The following is a 17052-nucleotide window of genomic DNA, read 5'->3' on the forward strand; positions in this document are numbered from 1 at the left end:
AGACAAAAGGAGTGTTCGTGGAAGAGATAAGCATGCTGGTGGCAAAAGTGCGCAACGCTCAGCGGGTATATGAAACTTGGTCGCAGGAGCAAGTCGACATTGCAGTCGCCGCCGCCGGGTGGGCGATCATGGAGCCGGCGCGCAACCGGGAACTGGCCGAATTGTCCGTCGCCGATACGGGAATTGGCGATGTCGAGGACAAGTTCCGAAAGAACTATCGCAAGACGCTGGGCCTGCTGCGCGATCTTGCCGGCGCGAAATCGGTCGGCGTGATCGCGGAGAATCCCGCGCTTGGGCTTATCGAGATTGCGCGGCCGGTGGGCGTGGTCTGTGCCATTACGCCATCCACCAACCCCGGTGCGACACCGGCCAACAAGATCATCAACGCGCTGAAGGGGCGCAACGCGGTGATTGTGGCCCCTTCGCCCAAGGGCTGGAGCACGGCGGATCGCCTGATCACATTCATTCATGATCAATTTGACCGCATCGGGGCGCCGCGCGATCTCGTGCAACTGCTGCCGACACCCATAAGCAAACAATCAACTGCCGAACTGATGCGCCAGTGTGATCTGGTGGTCGCCACCGGCTCACAGGCGAACGTACGTGCGGCATACACCTGCGGCACGCCAGCCTTCGGCGTCGGCGCCGGCAACGTGGCCGGCATCGTCGATGAGACCGCTGACCTCGATGCCGCTGCGGAGCGTGTGCTGCGATCGAAGACCTTCGACAATGCCACCAGCTGTTCGTCGGAAAACAGCTTGGTGATCGTCGAGGCCGTGCGCGACAAGATGCTTGCGGCACTGGCAAAGCGCGGTGCGGTATTGCTTAGCGAGACACAGAAGACGGCGCTGCAAAAATTAATGTGGCCGGAGCAGAAGCTTTCGGCGGCGGTGACGGGTAAATCTGCACGAGTGATTGCCGAGAGCGCCGGATTCGCTGAGGTAGCGGCGACCAGTCCGCGCATACTGATGGTCGAAGAAACTGGCGTCGGTCCCGATTTTCCCTTCTCCGGGGAGAAGTTGAGCCCGGTGCTGACGATCTATACCGCGCGTGATTTCGACGACGCGTCGCGCATCGTCGAGCAGATTTACGCTTGGCAGGGGGCCGGACATTCGGTCGGACTACACAGCGCATTGCCGGAGCGGGCACTGCAACTCGGGCTGACACTACCGGTCTCGCGCGTGATTCTCAACCAGGCGCATTGCATCGCCACGGGTGGCAGCTTCGACAACGGACTGCCATTTTCTCTGTCAATGGGTTGCGGCACGTGGGGCGGAAACAATTTCTCGGAAAACATGAACTACCGCCACTATCTGAACATCACGCGTGTCTCGCGGCCGATCCCCGAAAGGGTCCCGAACGAAGAAGACATTTTTGGCGCATTTTTCGCCAAGGTCGGCGCACCGTGAACAAACTGGATCCGAAATCGGGCAGCATGTCGACGGATTCGCTCCCTGCACCGATCTGGTTGCCCTCGGCCGAACGTATCGCCGCTACACGCCTCACGGCCTTCATGAAGACGGTCGACAAACGCTGGCATCGCCGTCTCGCCAGCGCCGACTATTCAAGCCAGCATGCTTGGTCGATCGATCATCCTGACGAGTTCTGGACCTCGGTCTGGGAATTTGGCACGGTCGTCGGCGAAATGGGTACAAAGGTCGTCATCGACCGCGATAAGATGCTTGGGGCGAACTGGTTCCCCGAGGCGCGCCTGAACTTCGCCGAGAACGTGCTCTGCCGCCCGATCAAGGGTGATGTGCTGGTGTTCTGGGGAGAAGACAAGGTAAAGCGTCGGGTCAGCCACGCCGAGCTATACACCGCCGTGGCGCAGACTGCTGCCGCCCTGCGCGCGATGGGGGTGGTCAAAGGTGACCGCGTCGCCGCCTACCTGCCGAACCTACCCGCCACCGTGGTGGCGATGCTGGCCACGGCCTCGATCGGCGCCATCTTCTCCTCCGCCTCGCCGGATTTCGGCGTTCAGGGCATGCTCGATCGCTTCGGCCAGATCGAGCCAAAGGTCCTCTTCGCCTGTGATGGCTATTGGTACAACGGCAAGGTCATCGGCTGCCTAGATAAACTTGGCGAAATCTCTGCACGCCTGCCCTCACTGGAGCGCGTCGTCGTCGTTCCCTATGCCGGAAGCGGCGAGATTGCCGGGATCAGGGATGCCGTCTGGCTTGCGGATTTCCTTTCCCCCTTCGCCGGCCAGCGAAAGATCCACTTCGAACGACTGCCTTTCGCCCATCCGCTGTACATCATGTACTCCTCGGGCACCACCGGGGTGCCAAAGTGCATTCTGCATTGTGCCGGAGGCGTGCTGCTGCAACATTTAAAGGAACACCAGTTGCATGGCGACGTGAGAGCCGGCGACCGGCTGTTCTATTTCACAACCTGCGGCTGGATGATGTGGAACTGGCTGGTGACAGGTTTGGCTTCGGGCGCCACGCTGCTACTCTATGATGGCTCCCCCTTTGTGGGCAGCGGAAACATCCTGTTCGACTACGCCGATGCTGAGCGGATGACCCATTTCGGGACCTCGGCGAAGTTCATCGACGCCATCGCCAAGATCAATCTCAAGCCGTTCCAGACGCATAGGCTGGATTCCCTGCGCGCTGTGTTCTCGACCGGCAGCCCGCTGGTTGCGGAGGGCTTTGATTATGTCTATGCCAACATCAAAGCTGGCATCCAGCTTGCCTCGGTATCTGGTGGTACTGACATCATTTCCTGCTTCGTCAATGGCAACCCAAATGGCCCCGTGCATCGCGGCGAAATACAGTGTGCCGGGCTCGGCATGGCGGTTGACGTCTTTGACGACGACGGAAATCCCGTGCGCGGCAAAAAGGGCGAACTAGTGTGTACCCGAAGCTTTCCGGCGATGCCGATCGGCTTCTGGAAAGACGAGAGTGGCGCGAAGTACCGCGCCGCCTATTTCGAACGCTTCCCGAATTTGCCAAAGACGATCTGGTGTCACGGCGATTTCGCCGAGGTCACGACACACAATGGCTTCATCATCTATGGCCGTTCGGACGCGACGCTAAACCCAGGTGGCGTGCGCATCGGCACTGCCGAAATCTACCGCCAGGTGGAAAAGCTCCACGAAGTGGTTGAATCCATCGTCATCGGCCAAGACTGGCCACCGGGTAATAGCGGCGACGTTAGGATCGTTCTGTTCGTTAAATTGCGTGACAGCTTGTCTCTTAACGAATCACTGGAGCGGCGCATCAAGGCAATGATTCGCGATAACACCACATCACGTCATGTGCCAGCGAAGATCGTACAGGTCATAGACATTCCTCGAACAAAGAACGGCAAGCTCGTCGAGCTGGCTGTTCGCAATGTAGTTAACGGCAATACGGTAAGCAACCTAGAAGCCTTGGCAAACCCAGAGGCACTGGACTACTTTCAAGATCGTGTTGAGTTACAAGCATGAACGGGCTTTTGCGATTCCGCCGCTGGCGAGCACTAATGAGTAATTGAACGATCGATGGCCAAGGTCTGTTTTCCACACGAAATCCAACTGATGTGCATGCCATTAACCGCATAGCTCCATATTTATTGAACAAGAACAAGGACCACGCGATGACCTTAAATTTGGCTGGGAAAACGGTTGTAATAACAGGGGCCGCACATGGTATCGGGGCTCATCTCGCAGGCAAGTTTGCAGAACAAGGCTGCCATGTCATCGTCAGCGATGTCGACTTCGATGCAGCTCAGGAACATGCACGAAATATCGGTACTAGGGCTACAGCAATTCATATGGATGTTCGCAACAGGCAGCAAATAGGATCGGCATTGCAGAAAATTTTCCGTGATCGTGGCGCAGTCGACGTTTTAATCAACAACGCAGGTCTGATGACAATGGGACCCTGCCTAGATACAACTTATGAAGAGTGGGATGACCTGTTTGCTGTCAATTGCACTGGCATCTTCAACTGTGTGAAGGCGTTTGCGCCTTCAATGATTGAACGAAGACATGGAAGCATTATCAATATCGCTTCAGTTTCGGCCGTGAAAGGCGGCGGGGCCATCGGCAATATCTGGTACGGAGCCAGCAAGGCCGCAGTGGTTGCGCTCACCAAAGGACTTTCTCGCGAGTTTGGTCCGAGCGGCATCCGTGTGAATGCGATTGCGCCAGGGGTAGTCGAAACCAATATGGTCAAGAAAGCAATGACGCCGGAAATTTCCCGCAAGGTGCTAGCTCGATTTCCTCTTGGTCGACTTGCGACGGTGGAGGATGTAGCAAACACCGCAATATATCTCGCTTCAGATATGTCAACTTTCGTGACCGGCGAAATGATTGCCGTTGATGGAGGCTTTCTCAAGACATAAACTGCAAGTCGATCCTCCACCTCGATCCCCGTGTATTGGTTCAATTTTCCCAAAGCCGGTTTCTGATCATCAAGCTGCCGGTCACAAATACCTGTAGGAACGCTGTAACGCGTAATCCGCCGGTGAATCATTTTTCAAACTATGGGGCCAAGACCAAGATTGGATGGCCCCGTCGCACATTGCAGAAATCAGGTGGGCTGAGCACTAGGGCTATACGCGTGACAGAACGTGATGGTCGCCTTCTCTGAAAGCCAGACGAATATGGAAATATCCAGTGCAACATTTACCGGAACTTGATACGGCCCAGGTTCGCAACGCCAGCGACATCAGATCCTTTCTACTGTCTTGCAAAGCGTGCTCATAGACCCCGCGGCAGGCTTCCTATGGACAATACCCTCGATACCCTTCTGCAAGTTCGCCTCGACAGCTTCGACGCCGTCCACCGCCGCCGCCGGCTGAGACCCGTGCATTGGCAACACGGCCACCTGCGAGATTCCAAAGGCCGTGTCCTGATCGACGCCTCGTCCAACGACTACCTCGGTCTGTCCCAGCACCCGCTGGTCAAAGCGCGCGCCGCCGAATGGGCCGAGCGCCACGGTGCCGGCGCGCCTGCCTCGCGCCTTATCACCGGCACCCGCGATATCACCCTGGCGGTCGAAGAGAAACTCGCCGCCTTCAAAGGCTGCGAAGCCGCGCTGCTGTTTTCCTGTGGCTTCCAGGCCAACGCCACGGTAATTCCCGCACTCGCAAAAGTCAGTGCTAGCGAGACTGCACTTTTCTCCGACGAACTCAATCACGCCAGCATCATTCATGGTGCGACGATGGCAAAAGCCGCAAATTCGCCGCTCTCGGTTTTCCGTCACAACGATCTGAACCATCTTGAGGAACTTCTGGAAAAGCACAGCGGCCGCAAACTGATTCTCACCGAATCGGTGTTCAGCATGGATGGTGACCGCGCCGACCTGCCAGCCCTGGTTCAGCTGGCCGAGCGCCATGGTGCCGCCCTGTATGTCGACGAAGCCCATGCAAGCGGCGTGCTCGGCCCCGGCGGCCGGGGACTGGCGGCCGATCAGGGCGTCGACCTCGTTATGGGCACATTGGGCAAGGCTTTCGGCGCTTTTGGTGCCTACATCGCCGGCTCGCGGGCGCTGATTGACTACCTGACCAACCGCTGTTCCGGCTTCGTCTACACCACCGCGCTGCCGCCACCAGTACTCGGCGCCGTCGATGCTTCGCTTGAACTGATTCCCGGCATGGATGCCGACCGCCACCGTCTGACCGACAACGCCAAACGCCTGCGCCAGGCTCTTGCCGCCGCGGGCCTCGCCACACTGGGCTCGACGACCCAGATCGTGCCCGCCGTCATTGGCAGCGAAACCGCTGCCTTGGCGGCCGCCGAGCGCCTTGAAGAAGCCGGCATCCTGGCCGTGGCCATCCGCCCACCGACGGTGGCCGAAGGAACCAGTCGGCTGCGCTTCGCGCTCGGCAGCCACCTCAGCGAAAAGGACATGACCCGGCTTCTTGACGCGATAAAGAACCTCTAGCCCGAACTTCGACCGGCGAAAGTGGTTGGGGTAACCAGTCAATTCACTCGCCGAAGGCCAGCTTCTATGCAAATCAAGCACTGCTGAACCCCTCAACGGAGTCTGGGAACCGGCTGAAATCCGGGTCCCAGGTGCTGAAAGGGGTTCGAATCGCAAAATTCATCGTCGTCAAAGGTTAATTGCCGAAGGCAGAGGGATAAATTTCACCGGTCTGTCAGACCGTCGCTGCATAGCCAAAGTTCGGACCGACAAGACCGGTGGCCCTTATTGAATGGCAGCATTCGAGTGGCCGAGGCAAATCAATGGCCGCAATGGAGAAGAGTCACCACCGGCCGGTCATGGCCGGCAGGACCCAGTGACCACCGGCAGCTACTTGGCATCGGGACTCAGCGGCAGCAATTCGGCGGCGAGCTTGCAGAAATCAACGCGTGCTCGGTGCCCATACCTGCCGCTGGCGGAAATCGAGAGCGGTCATTCGCAGGTAACTCGGATTTTCGGAAGCGGCCGCTGGCTATGCTCTATGGATATGTTTAACTGAAGGTCGGCATTCTGGCGCTTTCCCGCCGTTGGCGTATATTTGCTCGGGGGCAGTTGCCGGCCATAACCGGCCGGTCGACGTAGCTATCCAATTTCAATAGTGATGACGTACCCTGGCCCGGTCGAACGGCTGGTATTCGGCGAGCAGGTTCATGTCGGCTCTGCCTCAACCCGGCCAGGAGCTGCCATTCGAGTCCCGAAGCACATCCCCTTCCGAACGGCCGCTCATGTTTGCATAGCTTACATGCATTGTGCATAGTAAGATGCAGATTGTTGCACAGGTTGTATCGAGTGAGCATCTGGCTGCGGCACACAGTGACAGGTGCGGAGAATTCAAGGTACGAATTCTCGGCTGACCTGTTCGGGGCTTCCCTAAGGGCGTTCGCTGACTGGCGCTAGCCAACAAAAAGTTTTTGCAAATAGGCTATGCCTACCACAACGGGCTACACGCGCGGCCCGAAAAACTCTTCATGACGCGACCGGCCGATTCCCGTGGGCGCCAGGGCGGAGCGGGCCGACGCGGTTCCGTGCGTCCTGAACGACACGGGACCCATCCCGCGCGTCAGCGAAGTGATGATTTGGAGCGCGTCGGCGGGTCGCAGATTGCACGGCTGCGTGTCGAGACGCGACACCGTGAAACGCAACGTCCCCGGTTCGTCCCTGTTCGCGAATGCGGACAGGATGTTGCGACGGACTGTGCCTACGCCTTCCGCCCCCGGTGACTGCACGGCTCGGTCTACGTGGATATGTATGCCATCGTACGTTTTTCGGACAACGGCTCTTAGGATTTCATGGTCGGCTACGGCCGCCCGCCATTCCAGGGTCCCGTAATCGAACCTGTTCGATGTAGGCCATCCCGAATCGGCCAAGAACCGTTCCTCGGTCATGGCCGCCGCAGTCGCCGCACTCGCCGCCTCAGGTTCGATCACGTCGGCCCAATCCATCGCATACCGGAGCCAACGTTCTTCGCCGTGCAGATGGTCGAGGACCATTTCCTGGCATTCCTGGGCTAACGCATCGACGTGGTCGGAGCCTGCGGAGTGGCGCGCGTTCTGGAACTCGGTCATGGCCGCGAGGGCGTCTTGCGCGCTGGTTTCGCATCGTGTCGGAGGACGGCCGAGGCCCAGCACGGAGAACCAGCCGGGTTCGGACATCTCGTGCAGCTCCGCAGCCTCGGCGGCCGCGAGCAGAGCGACATCCCTACAGTTCGATCGCGAGCTGGCTCCGATCAATTCCCTGATGTGTGCGTGGTCTCCTAAGATGGTGGAGATAATGAAGCTCTGGTGAAGACTGTGTGCTGCGTGCATAGCGGGTCTCCCGACTAAGGTGCAGGTCAGACACCGTTTCGGTCAGCACGTTCCTCACATGTCGGTCTCGGGCGGTAGAGGGGATACCCGTTCATAAGGCCAGATAATCATTCATGCCGTTGGAGGAAACGAATCACTTCTTGGTAGACATCTTCCGGCAGCTCGCTGCACAATCACGGCAAGCTTTTACGCAATCTTCCATGTCACCTATTGCTTCGCAGTTCTTCGCACAAGCTTCGCAAATGTCGGCACAGATTCCGCAAAGCGCCTTATGAAACGATGAGCCAGACAGCTGAAAGCTGGCGGAAGTTTGGCAGATTTCGGCGCAGTTCATCATCAATCGAAAATGGTCAGCGCCAACGTGTTTGCCTCCGGTATCAAGGCAATGAACCATGGCAGTATGCAGGCATGTTGCGTGGCAGTGACTACATGCATCTATGCAAGGTTGCATTTCCTTGATGTGGTTCGCGTGGCTAGCCATCATTGCTTGGTTCATTTGTCGTACTCCTAAAATCGGCTTGGCGGGGAATGGCATTTCGCGGCGCCTCGCAGGTGAGGAGCTTGGTGGTGCCAGCCAGTGACGAAGATAGGAACTGACGGGTTGCGTGTCTGTTCGGCAGCGCGCATTTGTAGCTTCGGCTAGCATCGCGCTAACCATTCGTTTAGGCGGACCGCCCTGACGGGCCGTCACTTAAATATAACGTTGAGGGTCAGCTTTCACCATTGGTCAATTCCGCAGAGGGCACGTTGCACAAGGTAACGAGTGGCCGCTTCCAGGAAATCGAATTTCGCTGACCGCTTTCCGGCAATCAATGTTGAAACGCGACAGTCGCGTTGGTGCCCATAACGGCCGTCGCGGTTTCCCGATAGCAGCCAGTCAGCGAAACGCAGGCTATGCGAACTAGGATGCTCCGGTGCGGTCATTGACGACCCCACGCTGCCGGCCACGAGGGGACATTGCGGCTGCAAACAATCGAGGGACACGAACGGCGGCTAACTGAATTCGAACCCGCCTCTCGATTCTGATGGTCTTCAGTCGATTCATCGGCCACCCCGGGCGCTCGCGCGTCACCGAATGCGGTTTATCAGGCCAGGACCAATGTCTGCTTCAGAGAAATTCCAACAGACGCGTTTGACATTATCCCCCGATTGCCAACTTTCGCTTCCACAAAGCGGATGGTCGCCACTGGGAACAAGCGATCATTTTCCGCTCAATGTATGTCGATTGCTTGAATTCACGACAAGCTATAGCTTGCACGATTCGCCATTCAGAGGACACGGCTTAGGTCCCATTGGAAAACAGGATCAGCCTTATTTCTTCGGCTGCGCGTTTCATTTCCGGAATCCCTTCCAGCAGTTCATCCAGTGACCTGCGCGCCGTTGGCGCGTGGCAGGCAACCGCAGCCACCAACTTGTTGTCATCTCCACGTACCGGGACGGCGACGGCGACCATGCCGCGCACAAACTCCTCGTTATCAATACCGACGCCGCGTTTGGCAATCCTGGCAAGTTCGGCTTCGAGCTCTTTTGGGGCCACGATGGTGCGAGGGGCGTTCTTGGTCAGTTGCAGATGCGCAAGAACACTCCGTTGGTCCAGAAGTGACATGGAAGCAAGAAACAGCTTGCCGCTTGCAGTGCAATGCATTGGCACCCACGTGCCGGGCTCCAAATGCATTCTCAGTGGCGCTGTGGTCTCGATGCGTTCAACGTAGAGCACGCGCCCTGCATCGGGCACCGTTAGATTGCAAGTTTCACCTAGCTTTCTCACCAGCGTGCGCAGTACCGCACGGCATTCCCGCCGGATATTGGAGCCACGCAACAGTCGGAGTGCAAGTGTGGTCGACTGATTGCCAGTAACAAATCCCCTATCCGCCGGCATGTACAGAACATAGCCCTGCACCTCCATAGCGCGAAGCAGGCGCATCAAGGTGCTTTTGGGCACCCGCATCATGCCGGCCAGTTGCGCCAACGTCAGCGGTTGCGACGCCTCGCTCAAATGCTCCAAGACCGTCAATGGACGCAGCCGCCTGACGTCCTCGCTCCCTTCGTCCAGATCTGCCTCTTGTCTGTCGCTGGATTCCGGCTCCACCCATGCTGCAGCGCGATATTGGTTCGCCGGTAAAGGATTTCGTTTCATTCTTCGCCTCCGATGCAAATAGTTGTTGTGCTTTGTTTCTGCCTCTTGGATAGTCGCGTTCCAGAATATTGGCACAAAACGTTTCATTTATGCAGCTAGTTCTGGCAGATGTGAATATTGAATTTTCGTCTAGGCCGGAAACACCGGGAGGAGGATTTCATGTCGTTGGAGGTTGATTACATCGTGGTTGGGGCCGGTTCGGCTGGTTGCGTCCTTGCCAACCGGTTGTCGGAAGACCCGGGCACCCGAGTGCTGCTACTTGAGGCCGGCGGCAAGGACTGGAATCCTTGGATTCACGTCCCGGTCGGTTACTTCAAAACCATGCACGACCCCAAGCTGGACTGGTGCTACGTCACCGAGCCGGATCCAGGCATTGCCAATCGCCAGCTCCAGTGGCCACGGGGCAAGGTGTTGGGCGGCTCGAGTTCACTCAACGGCTTGCTCTACGTGCGCGGTCAGCGCGAAGACTACGACCGCTGGGTTGAACTGGGAAATCCGGGATGGAGCTACGCTGAAGTCCTTCCCTACTTCAAGAAATCTGAGGATCAGGAGCGCGGGGCCAGCGAGTTCCACGGCGTCGGCGGCCCGCTGAAGGTTTCCGATCTCAGGCTGCGCCGTCCAATTGCGGACCATTTCATTGCCGGCGCCAAGGATATCGGCATTCCCTTCAATGAGGACTACAACGGTGCTTTACAAGAAGGTGTGGGTTACTTTCAACAGACCGCCCACAAGGGCTTCCGTTGGAGCACGGCCCGTGGCTTTTTGCGGCCTGCCCGCAAGCGCCCCAACCTCATCGTCAAGACTAGAGCGCAAACCACCCGCGTGCTGTTCGAGGGCAAGCGCGCGATCGGTGTTGAGTATGTCCAAGGCGGGGAACGCCATCAAGTACGCGCGGCCGCGGAAGTGATTCTGGCTGCCGGCGCCATCGGTTCGCCGCAGTTGCTGCAATGCTCAGGCGTGGGTCCCGCAAAACTCCTTGCCAAGGTGGGGGTTCAAGTGGTGCATGCGCTACCCGGCGTAGGCGAGAACCTGCAGGATCATCTACAGATACGTTTGGTCTTCAAAACTCGCGAGCGGACCCTGAACGACGAGGTCAACAGTTATCTCGGCCAACTGTGGGTCGGCATGCAGTACGCTTTCAACCGCACCGGCCCGCTGACGCTGGCGGCCAGCCAGGTCGCCATCTTCACCCGCTCCGGGCCGAATGTGACGCGCCCGGACATCCAGTTCCACATGCAGCCGCTAAGTGCCGACAAGCCGGGCGAAGGCGCGCACAAGTTCTCGGCCTTCACCTCGTCGGTCTGCCAGTTGCGTCCCTACAGCCGTGGCCGCATTGAGATCAAGTCGGCCGATGCGCAGACCTACCCGGCGATCCATCCCAACTACCTGTCGGATGAACGCGATCATCCAGTGGTCATCGGCGGGATCAAGGTCGCCCGCCGCATTGCGCAGGCACCGTCCATGGCGCCACACATTATTTCGGAGTTCGTACCGGGAGCCCAATTCCAGTCCGACGCCGAATTGCTCGATGCCGCCCGCCGCTACAGCCAGACCATCTACCACCCGACCAGCACTTGCAAGATGGGAATCGATGGCATGGCGGTGGTCGATCCCCGCCTGCGGGTGCATGGCATCACGGGCCTGCGCGTAGTCGACTGCTCGATCATGCCCGAAATCGTTTCAGGTAACACCAACGCGCCAGCAATCATGATCGCGGAGAAGGCAGCCGACATGATTCTGGCAGATCGCTTCATCCGGTAACAGTTATACCAGGGCAAACAAGCCCGCCCCTTAAACAAACGGAGGAGAGACACACATGAGTACATTGCAGCAGCAGGAAAGAACGGCTGTAAGACGGGTGGTCGCGGCCAGCCTCATCGGCGCAACTATTGAGTGGTATGACTTTTTCCTTTACGGCGTCGTGGCGGGCATCGTTTTCAACAAACTCTACTTTCCAGGTTCCGATCCGCTGGTTTCGACCATGCTCGCGTACGGAACGTTTGCGGTCGGCTTTCTCAGTCGTCCGATTGGTGGCGTGATCTTTGGCCACTTTGGCGACAAACTCGGGCGAAAAGCCATGCTGGTGATGACGCTGACGATCATGGGTGTGGCAACCGTTCTCATCGGTTGCATACCGACCTATGAGCAGATCGGCATCTGGGCGCCGATACTATTGCTGACTCTGCGCATCGCCCAAGGCATCGGCCTCGGTGGCGAATGGGGTGGCGCCGTGCTGATGGCATTTGAATATGCACCGAAAGAAAAGCGCGGACTATACGCCAGCATTCCGCAGATCGGTCTGGCGCTGGGACTCTGCGGGGCCTCCGGCATGGTTGCCTTGCTTTCCTATCTGCTCACCGATGCCCAGTTCCTGGCCTGGGGATGGCGCGTTGCCTTCATTTTGTCGATCTTGCTCGTAGCGGTAGGCATGTATATCCGGCTGAACGTGATGGAAACGCCCGAATTTTCGAAAGTCAAGAAAGAGGGGGCAGAAGTCAAACTTCCGATCAAGGAAGTGCTGGTCAAGTACCCAGGCAACGTACTGGCGGGCATGGGCGCTCGCTACATCGACGGCGTGTTCTTCAACATCTTCGGCGTGTTCTCGATAGCTTATCTGACGCAGACCTTGAAAATCGCCCGGACCGATGCCTTGCTGGGCGTCATGATGGCGGCGATGGTGATGGTGATCACCATACCGCTTTTCGGCGCCCTGTCGGACAAGATCGGACGCACGCGGATCTACTTCTGGGGCTCGCTGCTGACTGGCTTGTCTGCCTTCGCGGGCTTCTGGTTAATGAAGACGAGCGGTGGCAGCATGACGACCATCTGGCTCGCAATCATCATTCCCTTCGGCGTGTTCTACGCCTCTGTCTATGGACCTGAGGCGGCGCTGTTTTCCGAGCTGTTCGACGCCAAGGTACGCTATTCCGGCATCTCGTTCGTCTATCAGTTCTCGGGGATATTTGCCAGCGGCATTACGCCGATCATCGCAACCTACCTGCTCAAGGAGGGCGGCGGCGAGCCTTGGCTTATCGCTTCGTATGTCATGTTCGCAGCGGTTATAAGCGCTGTGTCAGCAGCCTGGATCGGAGCGCGAAAGCGCAGGGATACCGAACTACTGGCTGCTCAATCAGCTTGAGTTAGACGCGTTTCGCACTAGTAACCCGTGGCGGAGTTGTGCCATGCCGCCACGGGTTCCAGTTAGCCTGATACCGCATGGCATACCCCACTGCACATCGTGATACAGACCACAGCCGGATGGGCAACTTTGCTGCTTGGGGATGATGTATCGCGCTGATGAATCCTTCAAACGCAGTTGCGAGCCGGAACCTTGCTATCGGTGGCGAACGTCTCCTTCAGGCGTTGAGCGGCTTCATTCATCGCTGGCACATGGGCTAGAAGTTGTTCGAGTGACATGCGCGAGATTGGCGCCTGCACTGCTACCGCAGCACAGGCGCGGTTGCGGTCAAGCATGATCGGCACAGCGACGGCAATGATCCCCTCCAGGTTTTCTTGATTATTGATGCCAATCCTCCTACGCCGCGTTTGCTCCAGTTCCTTGCCCAATGCGGCTCTATTTGTAATTGACTGTCGTGAGATCGTTGCTAGCGGCAAAGTTCGCAACAGTCGTTCTCGTTGGGCCTTTGGTAGCAGGCTCATGAGTAGCTTACCCGACGCTGTAGCGTGCAGTGGTACCCTCGATCCGGCCTGAAGGTGCACGCGCAATGCCCACTTTGTTTCAACCCGGTCGACATAAACGATTTCCGTTCCACTCAGCATCGTTATGTTGCAGGTCTCGCCAATTTGTTCGACGAGGTCCCTAAGAATTGCATTCCGCGCTGCTGTAGCGCCCGAATTGAGCATGACATTGCACGCGAAGCGATTCACACGGCTCGAACACGTGTAGTTGCGGCTACCGGGGCTACGTGTTATCAGCCAACTTTCCTGCATTTGCGTCAGGATGCGGTGAATCGTCTGTTTGGGCAAGTCGATCTGGTCGACAATCTCCGTCAGCGACAGTGGTCGCGAAGATTTGGCAAGAGTTTCGAGTATGCGAAACGTTCGAAGGGCGGCAGAGTTTTCCTGGTTGGCTCCCATGCATCACCTTGCTGTTAAAACGGGACAAATATTATAACAAAATCGGAATTAGACGATTGCATGCATCACTTATCGCTCTAAACGAGACCCATGGTCTTGTTTTGTTTGCTCCAATGAGTCTAGCTGTTGAACCAAGAAAAATGGCCCATGTGCTCGAAGTCGCAGGGGACTCGCTAGAACAAATTGAGGAGATCGACCATGAGGAAGGTGTTTAAGGTCCGCCACCTGATACTCGCGGTGCTGTGCTTGATGTACTTTATTGCTTACGTCGACCGTGTAAATATTTCGGTTGCCGCACCCTTGCTAAGAAAGGAAATGGGGCTTACGGCGACTGAACTCGGATTGATCTTCTCCGCGTTTGCTTATCCCTACGCCGCGATGCAGATCTTTGGCGGTTGGCTGTCCGACAAGTTTGGACCGCGACGCATTCTCGCAATTCTCAGCGTCATCTGGGCCGTGGCTACCATACTCACGGGCTTCGCGTGGGGATTGACTTCCTTGATCGTTTTTCGCGTACTTCTCGGCATCGGGGAAGGTGGTGCCTTCCCGTCGGCAACCCGTGCCATGACGCACTGGTTCCCCCCAGGGGAGCGCGGCTTCGCGCAAGGCATCACGCACAGCTTCGCACGCCTCGGCGGCGCGGTTACCCCGCCGATTGTCTTGGCAATTGTGGCGTATTCCGGCTGGCGCGAATCGTTCTTCATCCTCGGCGCTGTCAGCTTGGCTTGGACGGTGCTTTATGTCTGGTTGTTCCGCAATACGCCCGTCGAACATAAGTGGATCACGCCGGCGGAGCTAAAGGAAATCGGCTTCGACGAGAAGGCAACAAAAGAGGTGGAACAACATAAAACGCCCTGGGCGAGGATGATCCGCTGCATGTGGCTGGTGACCTTCATCGATTTCTGCTACGGCTGGTCCCTGTGGGTATTCCTGACCTGGTTGCCGTCCTACCTCAAGGATGCACGAGGCTTTGATCTGAAGCAAATGGCACTGTTTGCAACGCTACCTCTGATGGCGGGAGTCATTGGCGATACGCTGGGGGGGGTCGTTTCAGACAAGATCTACAAGCACACGGGCAACTTGAAGCTTGCGCGGCGGATCATGCTGGTACTGGGCCTTGGTGGTGCGCTAGTATTTATTATGCCGGCAGTCTATGCGAATGATCCCATGAGTGCCGTAATGCTGCTTTCAGCATCGTTCTTTTGCCTTGAATTGACCAATGCCGTTCTTTGGAGTCTGCCGATCGATATAGCTGGACGTTTCGCCGGTACGGCTGGGGGCATGATGAACACCGGATTTGGCGTGGCGGGAATGATTTCTCCGGTAGTTTTTGGAGTGATGATTGATCGCACAGGAAGTTACGAAATTCCATTTCTGATTTCCGCCGGATTGCTGGGCATAGGAGCGCTCTGCGCCTTATTCGTTGATCCGACGCGGAAAGCTTGCGATTAGTTCTTAGTTGCACTTAGCCCGTAGCCGAAATGAACGCACTTTGCTTACATATTCGGGTGACTCTTGAAGCGACCATAGTTTCCACTACTTGTCGTCCTTCAAAAATAGTTGACTCTTCCTTCAAAGGTGAAAGACGCAAGAACAGGAAAGTAAATGAGACTTAAGTTAATTGAATTGAATTTCGGCTATTGCGGTGGCAGCGCGCTAGCCCACGTTTATGGGCCTGAGCGGGCGAGCATATTTGACAGGCGTCCGTATCTGGCCGTTCATATCTCGTTCACGCTGCACCGCGATCGACCTGATTCCGATCGTACTTCCCAAGATTTACTGGTTCTACCAATAGATGCCGTAACCCCATTCTTGTGTATTGGGTTTCTTTCGGATCCACCCATGCACACGGACCGCGACCTTAGTTGGCCACATCCAAGCGAGTACAGGACAAAGCTCGCGCACGCGATAGCCAAGATGGTAACCGCCGCATTGCAAATTGACGGTGACGACCATTCGGGGGAGGCTCATGCAGACACCATTGCGCTGTAATTCGAAGTGCTTAGTGAGGAGTCTGGAGTTGCGCCGCAGCGCAAGTACCGAGTTGGTGCGCTATCCACAATAAAATCGTACAGACAAAATAAATTATGGCTGACCATAGGCTGCAGGTATTTCACGCCGTTGCCACACATAAGTCGTTTACAAAGGCAGCGGAGGTACTCTCCCTGACCCAGCCTTCCGTCACCTACCAAGTACTTCAATTGGAGTCGCATCTAAATACACGTCTGTTTGACCGTAATAACGGCGGTATTTCATTGACTAAGCAAGGTGCATTGGTTTTTGATTATGCCGAAAGAATCCTTTGTCTATCGTCAGAGCTGGATAATCGAATAAGCGAGCTAAGGGGTGAGATCAGTAACTCATTGGTCATTGGAGCAAGCATGACCATGGCAGAGTTCTTTTTGCCGCGTTTCCTGGTTGAGGTCAAAGTAACCTTTTCGAATATACGGCCTCGGCTGGTCGTCGCGAATTCCGAATCAATACGATCACTGGTCGCGAATCGTGAAATGGATGTGGGGTTTGTAGAGTCCCCATTAGATCAACCCGATTCGGATGCAATTACGTGCTGCGATGACGAGTTAATGGTGATTTGCAGCCCGAACTTCCCTTTAGCAAACGCAATGGAAATTGAGCCGTCTCAGCTACTTGACCAACCTTATGTAGCGCGCGAAGCCAGTTCAGGAACTCGCAAATTTACCAATACCTATTTGCGCAAATCTGGAATAAACCCGAAAGATTTGAACGTCGTGATGGAGGTTGGTAGTCCTGGTTCGCTGAAAGACGTACTGGAAACCGGACTTGGCTATTCAATCGCATCGCACGCGTCCGTGGTCATGGAGCAGCATCTCGGAAAACTCATTGCCATCCCACTAAAACCACGACTTTTCCGCACGTTGTCGATGGTCCTCCCGACGATGAAGTATCGACCACTTCATGTAATGGCATTTATCGACTTCGTCAGGAAGCGGTTCTCCGAGTGTCATCCACGGCGAGACAATATACGGTCACGATGACCTAAGCATCCGCCTTCATTGCGCTTACGCACCCCATTTCTGTCACCACGCTAAAGTTTTTGTGGCTGTCTTATCCATAGCGATGA

11 protein-coding genes are annotated in these 17052 nt (G+C 56.6%); 8 read left to right on the forward strand and 3 right to left on the reverse strand.

All coding sequences use genetic code 11. The features are described from left to right. Positions 1–17: 17 nt before the first annotated feature. The 4 genes from J0M27_RS00755 (at position 18) to J0M27_RS00770 (ending at position 5873) form a co-directional block, all read left to right on the forward strand. On the forward strand, positions 18–1409 hold the full coding sequence (locus J0M27_RS00755) for an aldehyde dehydrogenase family protein (protein WP_294986483.1): 1392 nt from the start codon (positions 18–20) through the stop codon (positions 1407–1409). Next, positions 1406–3430, forward strand: coding sequence for an acetoacetate--CoA ligase (locus tag J0M27_RS00760; protein WP_294986485.1), 2025 nt, complete (start codon positions 1406–1408; stop codon positions 3428–3430). The genes J0M27_RS00755 and J0M27_RS00760 overlap by 4 nt, the downstream gene beginning before the upstream one ends. Before the next feature lie 125 nt (positions 3431–3555). After that, a complete protein-coding gene (locus J0M27_RS00765; protein WP_294986487.1) occupies positions 3556–4329 on the forward strand; it encodes an SDR family oxidoreductase in 774 nt (257 codons plus the stop codon). 383 nt (positions 4330–4712) lie between these two features. Beyond that, the gene (locus J0M27_RS00770; RefSeq protein ID WP_294986488.1) at positions 4713–5873 is read left to right on the forward strand and encodes an 8-amino-7-oxononanoate synthase; all 1161 of its coding nucleotides are present in this window, start codon (positions 4713–4715) and stop codon (positions 5871–5873) included. Positions 5874–6853: 980 nt separating this feature from the next. Here J0M27_RS00770 and J0M27_RS00775 read toward each other — a convergent pair. Continuing rightward, a complete protein-coding gene (locus J0M27_RS00775) occupies positions 6854–7717 on the reverse strand; it encodes a hypothetical protein (protein ID WP_294986490.1) in 864 nt (287 codons plus the stop codon). Between the two features lie 1282 nt (positions 7718–8999). Then, complete coding sequence (locus J0M27_RS00780; RefSeq protein ID WP_294986491.1) at positions 9000–9854, reverse strand: IclR family transcriptional regulator; 855 nt, start codon at positions 9852–9854, stop codon at positions 9000–9002. Between the two features lie 159 nt (positions 9855–10013). Here J0M27_RS00780 and J0M27_RS00785 point away from each other — a divergent pair, with 159 nt between their 5' ends. Both J0M27_RS00785 and J0M27_RS00790 read left to right on the forward strand, forming a co-directional pair. Beyond that, on the forward strand, positions 10014–11615 hold the full coding sequence (locus tag J0M27_RS00785; RefSeq protein WP_294986493.1) for a choline dehydrogenase: 1602 nt from the start codon (positions 10014–10016) through the stop codon (positions 11613–11615). A gap of 55 nt (positions 11616–11670) precedes the next feature. Further along, on the forward strand, positions 11671–12993 hold the full coding sequence (locus J0M27_RS00790; protein WP_294986495.1) for an MFS transporter: 1323 nt from the start codon (positions 11671–11673) through the stop codon (positions 12991–12993). 167 nt (positions 12994–13160) lie between these two features. On the opposite strand, the gene J0M27_RS00795 is transcribed toward J0M27_RS00790, so the two are convergent. After that, on the reverse strand, positions 13161–13952 hold the full coding sequence (locus tag J0M27_RS00795) for an IclR family transcriptional regulator (RefSeq protein ID WP_294986497.1): 792 nt from the start codon (positions 13950–13952) through the stop codon (positions 13161–13163). A 198-nt stretch (positions 13953–14150) separates the two neighbouring features. Here J0M27_RS00795 and J0M27_RS00800 point away from each other — a divergent pair, with 198 nt between their 5' ends. Next, positions 14151–15404, forward strand: a complete 1254-nt coding sequence (locus tag J0M27_RS00800; protein ID WP_294986499.1) for an MFS transporter — start codon at positions 14151–14153, stop codon at positions 15402–15404. A 635-nt stretch (positions 15405–16039) separates the two neighbouring features. Next, positions 16040–16966, forward strand: a complete 927-nt coding sequence (locus J0M27_RS00805) for a LysR family transcriptional regulator (protein ID WP_294986500.1) — start codon at positions 16040–16042, stop codon at positions 16964–16966. The last annotated feature ends 86 nt before the right edge of the window (positions 16967–17052 follow it).

Source organism: Sulfuritalea sp. (genome assembly GCF_017302275.1).
Lineage (GTDB): Bacteria > Pseudomonadota > Gammaproteobacteria > Burkholderiales > Rhodocyclaceae > Sulfuritalea.